Origin of the sequence: Streptomyces sp. NBC_00076, assembly GCF_045041235.1 — a bacterium.
Taxonomy (GTDB): Bacteria; Actinomycetota; Actinomycetes; order Streptomycetales; family Streptomycetaceae; genus Streptomyces.
The window spans coordinates 2,463,049-2,476,693 of record NZ_CP108242.1; the positions used below are offsets into that span (position 1 = coordinate 2,463,049).

Annotated in this window: 11 protein-coding genes; all 11 read right to left on the reverse strand. The window is 69.7% G+C overall.

The genetic code is table 11. The annotated features are described in order from the left end of the window. A complete protein-coding gene (locus tag OHA64_RS11270; protein ID WP_405611728.1) occupies positions 1-1,131 on the reverse strand; it encodes a pectinesterase family protein in 1,131 nt (376 codons plus the stop codon). A 109-nt stretch (positions 1,132-1,240) separates the two neighbouring features. Then, entirely contained in the window at positions 1,241-2,554 is a 1,314-nt protein-coding gene (locus tag OHA64_RS11275; RefSeq protein ID WP_405611730.1) for a polysaccharide lyase family 1 protein, read from the reverse strand. A 30-nt stretch (positions 2,555-2,584) separates the two neighbouring features. Continuing rightward, on the reverse strand, positions 2,585-3,391 hold the full coding sequence (locus tag OHA64_RS11280) for a rhamnogalacturonan acetylesterase (protein WP_405611732.1): 807 nt from the start codon (positions 3,389-3,391) through the stop codon (positions 2,585-2,587). A gap of 106 nt (positions 3,392-3,497) precedes the next feature. Further along, positions 3,498-4,847 carry an ABC transporter substrate-binding protein gene (locus OHA64_RS11285; RefSeq protein WP_405611734.1) on the reverse strand — a complete coding sequence of 450 codons (1,350 nt, stop codon included), beginning with the start codon at positions 4,845-4,847 and terminating at the stop codon, positions 3,498-3,500. 89 nt (positions 4,848-4,936) lie between these two features. Next, positions 4,937-6,919, reverse strand: coding sequence for a pectinesterase family protein (locus OHA64_RS11290; protein WP_405611736.1), 1,983 nt, complete (start codon positions 6,917-6,919; stop codon positions 4,937-4,939). Positions 6,920-6,974: 55 nt separating this feature from the next. After that, on the reverse strand, positions 6,975-8,483 hold the full coding sequence (locus OHA64_RS11295) for a family 43 glycosylhydrolase (RefSeq protein WP_405611738.1): 1,509 nt from the start codon (positions 8,481-8,483) through the stop codon (positions 6,975-6,977). Beyond that, positions 8,480-9,325 (reverse strand): PmoA family protein, encoded by an 846-nt coding sequence (locus OHA64_RS11300; protein WP_405611740.1) that lies wholly within the window; start codon positions 9,323-9,325, stop codon positions 8,480-8,482. Before OHA64_RS11300 ends, OHA64_RS11295 begins: the two co-directional genes overlap by 4 nt. Next, a complete protein-coding gene (locus OHA64_RS11305; protein WP_405611742.1) occupies positions 9,325-10,467 on the reverse strand; it encodes a Gfo/Idh/MocA family protein in 1,143 nt (380 codons plus the stop codon). The genes OHA64_RS11300 and OHA64_RS11305 overlap by 1 nt, the downstream gene beginning before the upstream one ends. After that, positions 10,464-11,756 carry a polysaccharide lyase family 1 protein gene (locus OHA64_RS11310; protein WP_405611744.1) on the reverse strand — a complete coding sequence of 431 codons (1,293 nt, stop codon included), beginning with the start codon at positions 11,754-11,756 and terminating at the stop codon, positions 10,464-10,466. Before OHA64_RS11310 ends, OHA64_RS11305 begins: the two co-directional genes overlap by 4 nt. Then, positions 11,753-12,649: a carbohydrate ABC transporter permease gene (locus tag OHA64_RS11315; RefSeq protein WP_405611746.1), complete on the reverse strand. Its 897-nt coding sequence runs from the start codon at positions 12,647-12,649 to the stop codon at positions 11,753-11,755. The genes OHA64_RS11310 and OHA64_RS11315 overlap by 4 nt, the downstream gene beginning before the upstream one ends. Then, positions 12,646-13,581 carry a carbohydrate ABC transporter permease gene (locus OHA64_RS11320; RefSeq protein ID WP_405611748.1) on the reverse strand — a complete coding sequence of 312 codons (936 nt, stop codon included), beginning with the start codon at positions 13,579-13,581 and terminating at the stop codon, positions 12,646-12,648. The genes OHA64_RS11315 and OHA64_RS11320 overlap by 4 nt, the downstream gene beginning before the upstream one ends. Between the last annotated feature and the right edge of the window lie 64 nt (positions 13,582-13,645).

A 13,645-nucleotide genomic window follows, 5' to 3' on the forward strand; every position in this document is an offset into this window, starting at 1 on the left:
TCAGCACCCCCGCTTCCATGGCCGCCAGTCACCCAGATAGGTGGCGCGGGTTGCCGACTCGGCCTGTTCCGCGGTGAGTTGGGGACGGTTCGCGGGCACGGAGATCTCGGCGCCGGGGCCCGTGTTCCGGTACTCGGCGAACCGCTGGCTCTGCCACGGGAAGCTGTCCGACATGTTGGTGTAGGGCGCGACCGCGTCGATGCCGGGGCCCAGCCAGGTGTTCCGCACGGTGAGCGACGGGCGGGCGGTGGTGTCGGAACTGGGCACCCACGGGCGGGCCAGTTTGTAGTGGGCGTCCGGGGCCTCGCTGCCGACCCGGCCGCGGACGACCAGGTATCCGCGTGGGTTGGCGCCGGCCGTCGAGGGCGCGAGGACGAAGCCGTAGGGGGCGGCCGTCAGGTCGGTGCGGTTCAGGGTGCGGAAGTGGCAGTCCTCGTAGACCGCGGTCGCCCGGCCGAAGACGAAGTCGACATCGCCCTCGACGTAGCAGTGGGAGTAGTACTGGCGGGCGAAGACGGCCAGGGACATGGAGTCTGCGTACAGGGTGTCCTGGTGGCCGAGGAAGCGGCAGTGGTGGAAGGCAGAGCGGTCGCCCCGCACCTTGATGGCGACGGCCTGGGTGCCGGTGATCCCTGGGTGATCGGCGCGCAGCCAGTCGTTGGCGAAGGTGATCCAGCGGGCGGTGAAGCCGGCTGCCTGCACGGTCGTGGTGGCCGACCCGGTGGTGCCGTAGGTGCCGCCGCCCGGCTTGGGGGTGCCGGCCGCGTTGTCGTACACGATCACGACGTCCCGGGGGTCCTGGGAGGCGCCGATCCAGGTCGCCTCCGTCCGGGTGGCGTCGACGGCGACGGTCTCCCGGTAGACGCCCGGTGCGAGGACCAGGGTCCGGCCGGTGCCGGTCGCGGCGGTCACGGCGGCCTGGACGGAGGTGAAGTCGCCGCGGCCGTGCGGGTCGACGTACAGGGTCTGCGGGGTGAGGCGGGCCGTGGGCGACCCGTACCGGCCGAAGGGGCGCTTGCCGCCGGCGGCCCGCGCGGGGTTCGCCCCGACCGCGAGCGCGGCGCCTGCCCCGGCACTCGCGAGCAGCAGTCCCCTTCTGGACAGGGGGAGTTGGAGGTGGTGCGAGGGCATGCGGGGCTCCTTGGATGTGCGGCGCGGCAGCGTGGCTCGGTTACTTCCTCGCGTGGGGATGTGGGGGCCGGGGCGGAGCGCGGTCCGCCCCGGCCGGTCGGTGCTTCTGTCAGCGCAGTCGGCCGGCGCCCGCGCCGCAGTTGACGATCCCGGGCACCGCCTTCGCCGGGTCGACCTTGGTGCGCAGGGTCGGCTTCCAGCCCGCGCCGGACGGGAGGGTCTCGCCGGGGATCTCCGCGTTGTGCACGGCGATCAGGTCGACGGGCTTGCCGTTGACGTAGTTGTCGGCGGCGGTGACCGGCGACTCGTTCCACCGCTTGAGGACCTTCGCCGCGCTGACTCCGGTGGGCAGCGTGAACGCGTTGTGCTCGGCGACGAGTTGGGACTCCTTGCCGATGCCGTAGCTGTAGGCGTATCCGGAGTCCGCCACGAAGTGGTTGTTGTACGAGTCGACCTGGCCGAAGCGGACCCGGGGCGCCCGCTCGACCAGCTTCGAGAACAGGTTGTGGTGGAAGGTGACCTTGAGGTGGCCCCGGTCGCCCGCCGCGGTGGACTCGCTGTCGCTGTTGCCGATCAGGATCGTCTTGTCGTGCTCGGTGAAGACGTTCCAGGAGGCGGTGACGTAGTCGGCGCCCCGGACGACGTCCAGTTCGCCGTCGTGCTGCTGGTAGAGCATCCCGAAGTAGGTGGGCGCCGCGCTGTCGGGGTGGCTGCCGTCGGTGAACGTGTTGTGGTCCAGCCAGACGTGGGTGGAGCCGTAGACGACGGCGGTGTCGTACTCGGAGTTCCAGTTGCCCTTGGCGCCGTCCGTCGGGTCCCACTGCGGGAAACAGTCGATGGGGCTCTCGAAGGTGAGGTTGCGGACGATGACGTTGTCCACGGCCTTGATCTGGAGGCTGGCGCCCTTGAAGCCGGCGTTCTTCCCCACCCCGATGATCGTGGTGTTGGCCGGGACGTTGGCCTTGATGGTCTGGTCCTGGTTGGCGGCGGAGACTCTGCGCAGGCCCTCGGGGCTGTCGGCGGGTTCGGCGCTCAGGTCGGTGTCCAGGCCCCATGCCTCGGGCGCGTACTTCTCCAGATAGGCGTCGAAGTCGTAGCCGGGCGCGGCGAGGGAGGCGCAGCCCTCCGACACCGCGTCGATGGTCCCCTTCACCTTGATGATCTTCGGCGCGCTGCCCCCGGCGGCCAGCGCTGCCTTGAACCCGGCCCAGGTCGTCACGGTGTAGACGTGGTCGGCGTCGGCGGCGGCGCCGCCGGTCGTGCCCGTCCCGTACGAGGCCCAGCCGTCGTTCGCGGCGAGCGTCCCCCGGGCGGGGTCACGGGGCTGGGCCTGGGCGGCGGGGCCGGTGGCCGTCAGGGCGAGGGCGGTGCATCCGACCAGGGCGATGGTTGTGGCATGCCCATGCCATCTCTGTGTGTTCACTGTTCGGCTCTCTCTTCCGGATCGGAGTGGTTACGCGGAGGCCTGCGGCCAGCTGATCCAGGACGCGGGGATCTCGTCGTCGAGCCGACGGACCTCCCGCGGGGTCAGCACCCGGGTACGCAGCAGTTCCCGGGCCACCAGCCGGGCCACGGCGATCGCGCCCGGCGGGTTGAAGTGCGTGTTGTCCTGCTCGGTCGCGGTCCAGTTGAAGTACGTCTTCGTCTCCTCGACCCCCAGCTTCTGCCACAGCGCGAGGGACAGGGCCTGGATGTCGAGCAACGCGACCCGCTCCCGCTGGGCGAGCGCACGCATCGCCGCCGGATAGTCGCCGTGGCTCGGCACGGCGTTGCCGCTCGCGTCGAACCTCCTGCGTTCGACGGGCGTGGCGAGCACCGGCCGGGCACCACGGGCCCGGGCGCCGTCGACGTACTGGCGCAGATGGTCCTGGTACGTCGTCCAGGGCTCCGTGTAACGAGTCGGGTCTTCCGCCTTCTCGTCGTTGTGCGCGAACTGGATGACCAGGAAGTCGCCGGGCCGGATCGCGCCGAGAATGACGTCGAGCCGTCCCTCGTCGATGAAGCTCTTCGAACTCCGCCCGTTCACGGCGTGGTTGGCGACGGGCCGGTCGCCGTGCAGGAAGAACGGAAGCGCCATGCCCCACCCGGTCTCGGGTGCGGCGTCGGCGTACTTCTGCGCTGCGGTGGAGTCACCGGCTATGTAGAGCGTGCGAGGCCTCTTGTGGGAGGCGGAGGCCTGGGCGCTCCCCTGGGCCGCGAGGGCGGCGAGGGGAACAGCGGCAAGAGCCGCGGAGGTGACCTGTCTGCGGGTGAGCGACACGACGATGTGCCTTTCTCGACAGTCCTGCTAGATAAAAGGGCCTTTCGAAAGGGGGGTGGTGCCCCCGCGCCCCCGAAGGGGCGCGGGGCCGTGCCGATGCGTGTTCTCAGGCCTTCTGCTCGTTCCACTCGGCCTGGGCGGTGTTCAGCTGATCGGCCAAGGTGTCCAGGAAGTCCTTCGCGCTCATCTTGCCGAGCAGGACCTTCTGGAAGTTCGGCTCGTTGTCCGACTTGGAGATGGTGTTCCAGTCCGGGAGGTAGTACGGCAGCTGCACGATCGTCGTGGAGCCGTCGGTCAGCGCGGCCGCGGCCAGTTTCGTCGGCTCGGCCTTGGCGATCCACGCGTCCTTGGCCGCGTCCAGGTTGGCGGGCACCTGACCCGCCGACTCGTTGAACTTCGAGCTCTCCTCGTGCGAGCTGGCGAACTCGATGAACTTCCAGGCGGCTTCCTTGTTCTTGGAGCTCTTGAACAGTCCGAGCCCGTCCACGGGGTTCGACACCTGGACCCGCTTGCCGCCGGGCCCGGTCGGCTGGGGAATACCCCGGAACTTCCCGGCTCCGAGCGCCTTCACATGGTCCTGGTAGGAACCCAGGTTGTGGTTCAGCATCCCGATCGTGCCGGAGTCCCACTGCGCGACCATCTTGGTGAAGTCGTTGTTCAGGTCGGCGGCCGGGGTGACCTTCTTGTAGAGCTTGGCGTACTTCTCCAGGCCCGCAATGTTCTTCGGGTCGTTGACGGTGGTCTTCTCACCGCTCGCGTCCCAGAACGAGGTGATGCCGGACTGTCCGTACATCGCGTCCAGCGCCTGGGCGATGGAACCGGCGCCGCCTCGGATGGTGTATCCGAACTCGTTCTTGCTGGCCTTCGTGAGCTTGTCCGCGGCCGTGTAGAAACTGTCCCAGGTCGTCGGCGCCTGAAGTCCCGCGCTCTTGAACAGGTCGGTGCGGTAGTAGAGGACGCCGTTGTTGGCGGAGGTGGGGATCGAGTAGAGCTTCTCGTCCCGGCCGCCGGCCGCCTTCAGCGACTTGACCATGTTCTCGTTGAGCTTGCCGTTGAGGGCCGACTTGGCGAGCCGGTCGTCCAGCGGGTCCAGCGCGTTCTGCGCGGAGATGGACGCGATCATCGCCGCGCCGACGCCGCCGACGTCCGGCAGACCGCCGCCCTGGATCGCGGTGTCGACCTTCGACTGGTAGTCGGTGGAGGGGATCCCGACGTACTCGACGTCGATGGACGGGTTCGCCTTCTCGAAGTCGGCGATGACCTCCTTCCAGATGTCGGTACGGACACCGCCGTTGTTGTCCCAGAAGACGATCTTGCCCTTGCCACTGCCTTCGGCGCCCTTGTCACCGCCCGAGCCGCTGCCGTCGTCACCGCAGGCGGTGGCGGTCAGCGCGAGGACGGAGCCCAGGGCGACGGCTGTGGCGACGCGCCTGCTTCTGCGGATGCTGATCTTCATTGGTCGGCTCTCTTCTTCTTTCTGGATCCAGCGGAGATATGAAGTTGTGGGGGGTCTGATGTCCCCCGGCACTGGGAGGGCCGGGCGACTCACCGGCGGGCGTGCGGCGCCCATCCGTCCGCGCCCTTGAGGTAGTCGGTGACGGTGTACGACCTCGCGTCGGTGTCGCTCAGCTGCGGCCGGTCCGCGGTGACCGCCGCCCCCGCGCCGCGATTGCGGTACTCGGCGAACCGCGCGTCCTTCCACGAGAACCCGCCCATGTCGGTCCACGGGGCGGCCTTGACCGCGGCGGGCAGTGCGGTTTCGCGGATCACCACCTGGGCGACCGCGGCCGGTTCACCACCCGGGTGCCAGGGCCGTCCGAGGTGGAAGGTCCCCTCCGGCGCGTCGCTCACGATCTTCGACCGGGTGATGAGGAAGCCGTACGGGTTGCCCGTCCACGTCGAAGCGGCCGTGATGTAGCCGTTGTTGCTGTCCGAGCCACGGCTCAGCGCGCGGATGACGGAGCGCTCGACGACGGTGGTCGCGCGTCCGTAGACGAAGTCGACATCGCCCTCGATGTACGAGTCGCGAACGTAGACCCGGCTGATCACGTCCAGCTTGGGGCTGTCGGTCATCAGGGTGTCCTGGTTGCCCAGGAAGGCGGTGTCCTCGAAGACGATCCGGTCCCCGGTCGTCTTCATCGCGAGGGCCTGCTCGCCCTTCAGCTCGACCGCGGCCTCGTCGAAGTCGTTGCTGAAGGTGAGGTTGCGGGCGGTGACGTCGTTCGCGGCGATCCGTACGGTCGCGCTCCCCGTGGAGCCCCCGTACTCGGCGGGCGTGTCGTGGACGATGACGGTGTCCGAGCGATCGTGTCCGGTCCCGAGCAACTCGATGTTCGGCTTGGTCGCGGGGATCAGGACCTTCGCCCGGTAGGTGCCCGGCGCGATCGCGATGGTCACCGGCACGGCGTTGGCGTCGGGGACGGCGTCCACGGCGGCCTGGACGGTCGGGTAGTCGGCCGGGACCCGAAGCGTGACACCGATCTGCTTCTGCGGCCCGGAGAAGCGCTTGACCACCGCCGGAACAGCCGCGGCCGGGTCCAGCCGGTAGTCGTAGAAGTCACGCGGGTCGAAGGCGGCGCCCCACTCGTCGTGCCGGCCCGTCGTGTTCCTCAGGATCGACCCGCGCTGCACCAACTCCGCGGTGGCGTCGGCCTGGTAGGGGTGCTGGACGTCCCGGTAGTAGCTGTTCTCGATGACCATCCTGGTCCGGCCCCGCGACCAGTTCCCGTACGTCCACACCGGATCACCGGGATCCACCTGTGCCGTCAGGTAGTTGTTGTAGAGGTGCGCGTAGGCGGCGTTGTCGACGGAGGGGTTGCGCTGCTTGGTGTGCGCGAACCAGTTGTGGTCGATGGTGATCTGCGTCTTGACGTCGGTGGTCCAACCGAGGCCGAACGTCTTGTTGTTGTTCTCGAACCGGTTGTAGGAGACGGTCACGTACTCGCTGTCCTTGCGGACGTCCAGCTGCCCGTCGCAGATGTTCGAGAAGCGGTTGTGGTCGACCCACACGTGATGGACGGTGTCCATCTGGATGCCGTCGAAGTCGGTGTCCTTGCAGTCCCAGTTGCCCGCGATCGCCGAGTCACGGATCGTCAGATTGCGGATGATCACGTTGCTGGTACCGGGGTTGAGGTGCAGCTCGCCGTGGACGATCTCGCCGGTGTCCCCCACGCCGACGATCGTCTTGTCCGAGGCCACGACGATGTCCGCGCCGAAGGGTTCGACGGCCAGCGCCCCCGACACCCTGATGACGTACGGCTCTTCGGCCGCCGCGTACCGGGCCAGCGAGGCCGGGTCGGTGACGGTGACGACCTTGCCGCCCGCACCGCCGCTGGTGCCGCCGGCCAGCGAGGCGAAGCCGTGCGGCCGGTCGGTCAAGCGGTCCGCCGTCGTCGGGGACCGGTCGACGGGCGCGGCCTCGACCTGTCCGACGGACCCGAGGCTCAGCGCGGCCACCAGGCCGATCACGGCAGCCAGGGCCTTGCCGAGCCCAGGTCTCGGCAAGCGCTTGCTCCGGAAGTGCGTCATTGCGGCTCCCAACAGGCGTACAGCGGGGGTTCGACAGGCGTGCGGGTGCGGTGCTCTACAGGTCGGTGATCCGGAACCGGGTGAAGCTCGCCGCGCCGGCGTGCCCCGGCCCGGCCGGTGCGACGGAGAACAGGCCGAGCAGGGCGCCGACCCACCGCCAGGGGGTGGCGGCGAAGACCGGCCCGGAGGGGCGCGGGCCGTCGCCGACGTCGTAGAAGAAGCGGCAGCGTGCTCCGGTGCCGATCTCGATCCGCAGCCTCGCCCGTCCCTCGGGCGCGAGGCGCGGGTGGTCGGCGTCGCGCTCCGTCTCCGCGACCGCCTCGGCGAACCGGTGCACCAGGTGCACGGTCCCGTCGGTCCCCCGCTGGAGTCCGATCCAGCCGAAGGCGTCCCCGAGGACGGCGAGCCCTGCCCGCGCCCCCGGCTCCTCACCGTGCAGCGTCAGCTCCACCTCGACCACGGACGGGACGCCCGGCAGCCGCTGGGTGAGGACGTTCGGCAGTTTGCGCAGGTCGTGCAGGTCCACCGAGCGGGAGCAGGAGAGTCTGAGGCCGTCCCCGGAGTGCTGGGTGGCCCAGCCGTCCTGCGGGTTGGCCGTCCACTGCCATTGACGGCCGAACCGTCCGCCGGGGAAGTCGTCGTCGGTGGCGGGCTTGGCGGGCGGCTGCGGCGGCAGGTCGGGCCGCCGGTGTACGGCGACGGGGGCGCCGTCGGAACCGAGCACCGGCCAGCCGTCGGCGCCCCAGCTCATCGGCTGGAGGTGGACGACCCGGCCGTAGGCGCCGCGCTGCTGGAAGTGCAGGAACCAGTCCTCGCCGGACGGGGTGCGCACCCAGCCGCCCTGGTGGGGGCCGTTGACGTCGGTGTCCTTCTGCTCCAGGACGATCTTCTCCTCGTACGGCCCGAAGAAGTCGCGCGAGCGGAAGGCGCCCTGCCAGCCGGTCTCCACGCTCCCGGCCGGGGCGAAGATCCAGAACCAGCCGTCGTGCCGGTAGAGCTTGGGGCCTTCGAGGGTGAACCAGCCGGGGATCCGGTCGCCGTCGACGATCACCTTGCCCTCGTCGAGAAGTGACGCGCCGTCAGGGTGCATGCGGTGGCCGGTGAGCCGGTTCTTGATGCCGGAGCGCGACTTGGCCCAGCCGTGCACCAGATAGGCCTCGCCGGTCTCCTCGTCCCACAGGGGGCAGGCGTCGATCAGGCCCTTGCCCGCCTTGAGGAGGTGCGGGCGGGTCCATGGGCCGCGTATCCCGGGGGCGTTGACCTGGAAGATGCCCTGGTCGGGATCGCCCCAGAAGATCCAGAAACGCTCGTCGTGGTAACGGAGTGCCGGTGCCCAGACCCCGCAGTCGTGCCGCGGGGTCCTGAACTCGCCCGCCGGTTCCAGGCGTTCCAGGGCGTGGCCGACCAGGGTCCAGTTCACCAGGTCGCGGGAGTGCAGGAGGGGCAGGCCCGGGGCGCGGCCGAAGCTGGACGCGGTGAGGTAGAAGTCGTCGCCGACGCGGACCACGTCCGGATCGGACCAGTCGGCGTTCAGGACCGGGTTCGTGTACGTCTCGGCGGTCACAGGTTCACCGCCTTGCGTATGAGGGCGGCTGCCCCGTCCCGGTCGAGGCGGCCGTCGGCCACCACTGTCACGATCCGTCGTACGACGGTGTCGCCCGGCTCGATCGGCAGCCGCTCGTCGAACGCCAGGGACGAGCCGACGCCCGGGTACTCGGCGGTGCGCACGAACCACGGGTCGCGGCGGGTCTGTTCGGTGGCGCCGGCGAAGACCAGGGTCCAGGTGGAGCCGGCCAGAGCGAGCCAGTCGGCGCGGGTGCCGTGGATCCCGGCCTCGCCCTCGGTGCCCGCGGTGAAGACCCGCGGGGCCTCGCTCTCCTTGCGGGCCCGCCAGAAGTAGCCGCCGTAGGCCGCGCCGGGGCGCCCGTTGGTCGCCGGGGAGCCGATCGACAGGGGGCCCTGGGTGACGTTGGTGAGCGAGAAGGTGAAGTCCAACGCCCATGCGGAGTCGGTGAGTTCGGTGGCGGCGACGGTCCGGCGCTCGCGCAGTAACTCGGCTCCCGGGGCGACCCAGCGCAGCTCCTCCACGAAGCCGTCGGGATCGCGCAGCTGGAACGAGGTGTGGCGCTGGACGCCATGGTTGTCGAGCTCGGTCGGGCCCTGGTCGCGGACGTAGGTGCGTCCGCCCCAGAAGTTGATCCCCTCGACGTCGGGAACGGCTACACCGACGCCGAGGTGGTGTGTGTGGTCGGCGGGGCTGAGTTCGGTGACCGCCGTGCCGGCCAGGGTGGTGACGGGGTGCAGATAGGGGCGCGGGGAGAGCCGGGCGGGCAGCTCGGGCCGGGTGACGTACCGGCCGACCGGCCGGCCCGCGACCCGCAGCACCGGCGTGTCGTTGCTCGTCATCAGGTGCTCACCTCTTTCGGTAGGGCCCAGGTGGCGCCGAGCTCGGAGAAGAGGGCGAGGTCGTCCGCGGAGGCCGCGACGAAACCGTCGACTCCGGGCACGACCCTGCGGTCCTCTCCCGGCAGCAGATGCCAGGCGTTCTCGGGCAGTGGGGCCGGGTCGGGGGCGCTGCGGATCGCCTCGACGACCTTCATGAAGGCGCCGGTCTCGTCCGGCGGCACCAGCAGGTCGACACCGTCGGTGAGGTGACCGACGAGGTTCTCCAGCAGGTCGGTGCGGCCGTACTCGTACTCCTCGGGGCCGTGGTCGGCGCGCTGGAGCAGGACGCGGTCCTGCTTGTACCAGAAGGTGATCCGGCCGCTGCCGCCGTGCACGACGACGTACGGATCGTCGGGGTCCTCGGCGCACAGGGTCGCGGCGACGGTGACCGGGAGCCCCCGCGTGGTGGTGACGCGCACGCAGGAGGTGTCGTCGGACTCGATGTCGTTGGCGCGCAGCAGCTCGGTCTCGATCCCGGCGACGTCCTCCGCGTGCGAGGCACCGGCCAGCGCGAGACCGGTCGCGACGGCGTGCGCCAGCGGGTTGGTCAGCGCCCCGTCGATCACGTCGACGCCGTTCAGCCGCCGCTTGCCCGCCCAGGGTGCCCGCCGGAAGTACGACTCGGGGCGCGCCCAGGCTCCGGCCCCGCCGACACCGACCACCTCACCGATCGCGCCCTCGGCGATCAGCTCCCGGATCGCGGGCACGGCGTGCGAGCCCAGCGACTGGAAACCGACCTGGCAGACCACCCCGGCCTCGGCGACCCCGTCCGCCATCCGCCGGAACTCGGCGTAGGAGGGGGCGGGCGGCTTCTCCAGCAGCAGGTGCACGCCCCTGCGTGCGGCCGTCAGCGCCAGGTCGGTGTGGGTCGGGATCGGCGTGCAGACGACCGCGATCCGGGCGCCGGTCGAGTCGAGGAGGGCGCCGAAGTCCGCGGACTGCTCGGGCGTGCCGAGGCCCTCGGGGAGCTCGTCCGCGGTCAGCGGGTTCAGCTCGCAGATGCCGGCGAGCCGGACGATCCCCTTGTCCTGGAGCCTGCGGATGTTGTCCAGGTGCCAGCGGCCGTGGCCGCGCGCTCCCGCCAGGACGATGTCTGTGCTCATGGGGTCCTCCCTGCGCCCGCGCCGCGTGCCACCTCTCGGTCGGCCGCATCGGCGCTGTCGATCTTTGTGTGCAGGGTAGGTGTCCAGCCGACGTCCGCCGTGAGGTCACGCTCGCTGCCCGAGTTGTAGGCGTTGTAGATCGTCAGCAGGTCCACCGGATAGCCGTTGAAGAGGGTGCCCGTCGCGTGCAGGGCGGTGCCGTTCCAGCTCTTGACCAGGTCGGCGACCTCGATGTGGCCGGGGGTGTGGAAGGCGTTGTTCTCGGCGAAGACCGCCGACTCGGTGGACACACCGACGGAGTAGCGGTAGTCGTGGGCGTCCTCGGGGACGACGTACCGGTTGTTGTACAGGTGCACCTGTCCGAAGCGGACCCTGGGCGCCCGCTGGACCACCGACTCGAACTCGTTGTGGTGCAGGGTGACCCGGAGTCGGCCGCGGTCGCCCGTCACCGTGTCGCCGTTGCCGATGAGCATCGCCTTGTCGTGGTCGGCGAACCGGCTCCAGGAGACGGTGACCAGGTCGGAGCCGCCTGTGATGTCCAGCAGGCCGTCGTGGCGCAGGTAGTTGCGGCCGAAGTAGGTGGGTTCCTTCTCGTCCGGGTGGCCCTTGTCGGAGGCCGTGACGTGGTCGACCCAGACGTGGGTGGCGCCGTTCAGCCACAGGGTGTCGTACGCCGTCTTCCAGTCGCCGAGGCCGCCGTTGTTGGGCTGCCAGACGGGGAAGCAGTCGTAGGCGTCGCGCAGTTCGAGGTTGCGGATGATCACGTTGTCCGCGTCCTTGACCTGGAGGCTGCCGCCCTTGAGGACGGCCTTGGAGCCGAGGCCGACGATCGTGGTGTTGGAGCCGACCGGCAGGACGACCCGCTCGGCCTGCCTGGCCGCCGACGCCTGGCGGGCCTCCTCCTGCGGGCCACTGGGCTTGGCCGACCCCCAGGTGCGCGGGTCGTAGGCGGCCAGGTACTTCTTCGTGCGGTAGCCGTCGGTGGCGTAGTCGGCGCAGTCCAGGCGGTCGCCGTCGTCGTCGGTGTTGGCGTCGATGGTTCCGGCGATCTTGATGATCTTCGGGGTGTCGCTGCCGCCGTCGAGGGCGCGGACCAGGCCGGCCCGGTCGGTGACCGTGTACACATGGGCGTCGTCGGCTGCCGAGCCGCCCGTGGTGCCGCCGTCGGCCCAGGCCCAGCCGTCGTTCTCGGCGAGGACGTCGCGGCTGATGTCCCGGGCCTCGGCGTGCGCCGGTACGCCCAGGAGCCCCAACAGCGCGCCCACGACGGCTACCTGACGGATTCTCATCCCTTCACCGCCCCCGCGCTGAACCCGGTGATCAGCCACTTCTGGATGAAGGCGAACACGATCACCACGGGTACGGCCGCGATGATGCCGCCCGCGGCCAGCGCGCCGAGGTCGACGCTGTCCGCGCTCATCAGGGTGTTGAGGCCGACCGGGATGGTCTGCTTGCTCTGGTTGTTGAGGAACATCAGGGCGAACAGGAAGTGGTTCCAGGAGTGCACGAAGGCGAACGAGCCGACGGCGATCAGACCGGGCCGCAGCAACGGCAGGACGACGATCCGGAACGCGGTGAATCGGTTGCAGCCGTCGACCCAGGCCGCCTCCTCCAGGGAGTACGGCACGTTCTTGATGAAGTTGCTGATCAGGATCATCGACAGCGGCAGCTGGAACACCGTCTCCGCGATGATCACGCTGCCCAGTGAGTTGATCATCTGCAGTTCGGCGAAGATCTCGAACAGCGGGACCAGCAGCAGCGCGCCCGGCACGAACTGGGAGCACAGCAGGGCCAGCATGAACGCCTTCTTGACCCGGAAGTTGAAGCGGGCCAGGGCGTACCCGCCGGCCAGCGCGACGAGGGTGGTCATCAGCAGGGTGGCGACACCGACGAGCAGGCTGTTCTGGAAGTAGGTGCCGAAGCTGCGGTCCGTCCACACCTTCTCGAAGTGGTCGAAGGTCATCGGCCAGGGCACGAGCGAGGTCGAGCCGGCCGGGCGCAGCGCGAAGAGCAGGATCCAGTAGAAGGGGATCAGGGTGAAGACGAGGTAGATCGACAGCGGCAGATAGACCTGCCAGCGCGGCACCTCGTCCCAGTTGCGGCCGGCCTTGAGCGGGCGCGGGGGGTCGGCGGGCGCGTGCGCGGGCGCGGGCGCCGCCTTGGTGGCCTCCTTGGTGATCACTTGTCCGTACCTCCGAACTTGCTCAGCCGCAGATAGACCATCGAGCAGAAGAGCAGGATCACGAACGCGACCGCGGTCAGGGCGGAGGCGTAGCCGAAGTTGTGGGCGTCGACGCTGGTGTTGGCGATGTACAGCGGGAGGGTCGTGGTCTCGCCCGCGGGTCCGCCGCCGGTCAGGGTGTAGAGCAGGTCGACGTTGTTGAACTCCCAGACCGCGCGCAGCAGCGTGGACAGGACGATGGCGTCCTTCAGATGGGGCAGCGTGATGTGCCAGAACTGCTTGATCCGGCTCGCCCCGTCGACCTCGGCGGCCTCGTAGAGGTCCTTGGAGACGGACTGGAGGTCGGCGAGGATCAGGATCGCGAAGAACGGGACTCCGCGCCACAGGTCGGCGACGACCGCCGCCGGGAACACCGTCGAGGTGTCCGACAGCCAGCTCGTCCCGTAGCTGCCGATGCCCATGTCCGCGAGGTAACGGGTGATGCCCGTCTGGGAGTTGTAGAGCAGCACCCAGATCGCGGAGGTCAGCACACCGGAGACGGCCCACGGCGAGAAGACCATCGCGCGGCCGAGCCCCCGCCCCACGAAGGTCTGGTTGACGATCAGCGCCAGCGCCAGACCGAACAACAGCTGGAGCCCGACCTCGACGACGACCCACTTGGCGCTGAAGGTCAGCGTGTCCCAGAAGACCGGGTCGTCGGTGAAGGCGTGGACGAAGTTGTCGAAGCCCGCGTAGCCGTTCCGCCACGGTTTGGTGGGGTTGTAGTTCTGCAGGCTGTAGTAGAAGACGCTGATCACCGGGTAGGCGATGAAGCCCAGCATCAGCAGGGCCGCCGGGGCGATCAGCAGGTACGGCAGCCTGCGCGGCGTGGCGGAGGCCCGGCGCCGCCGGGGTGGCGCGGGCGGCTTCGCCACGGCTGCGGCTTGGGCCATGACAGTTCTCCGTTCTCGTGCGTCTGGTGCAACTTGTGCGTTTCGTGCGGGGAAGCGCTTACTG

What these genes read in the sequence shown, in the direction of transcription:
- OHA64_RS11300 (WP_405611740.1), bottom strand. Translation starts at nt 9,325, where the DNA reads ATGACGAGCAACGACACGCCGGTGCTGCGGGTCGCGGGCCGGCCGGTC.
- OHA64_RS11310 (WP_405611744.1), bottom strand. Translation starts at nt 11,756, where the DNA reads ATGAGAATCCGTCAGGTAGCCGTCGTGGGCGCGCTGTTGGGGCTCCTG.
- OHA64_RS11285 (WP_405611734.1), bottom strand. Translation starts at nt 4,847, where the DNA reads ATGAAGATCAGCATCCGCAGAAGCAGGCGCGTCGCCACAGCCGTCGCC.
- OHA64_RS11270 (WP_405611728.1), bottom strand. Translation starts at nt 1,131, where the DNA reads ATGCCCTCGCACCACCTCCAACTCCCCCTGTCCAGAAGGGGACTGCTG.
- OHA64_RS11290 (WP_405611736.1), bottom strand. Translation starts at nt 6,919, where the DNA reads ATGACGCACTTCCGGAGCAAGCGCTTGCCGAGACCTGGGCTCGGCAAG.
- OHA64_RS11305 (WP_405611742.1), bottom strand. Translation starts at nt 10,467, where the DNA reads ATGAGCACAGACATCGTCCTGGCGGGAGCGCGCGGCCACGGCCGCTGG.
- OHA64_RS11320 (WP_405611748.1), bottom strand. Translation starts at nt 13,581, where the DNA reads ATGGCCCAAGCCGCAGCCGTGGCGAAGCCGCCCGCGCCACCCCGGCGG.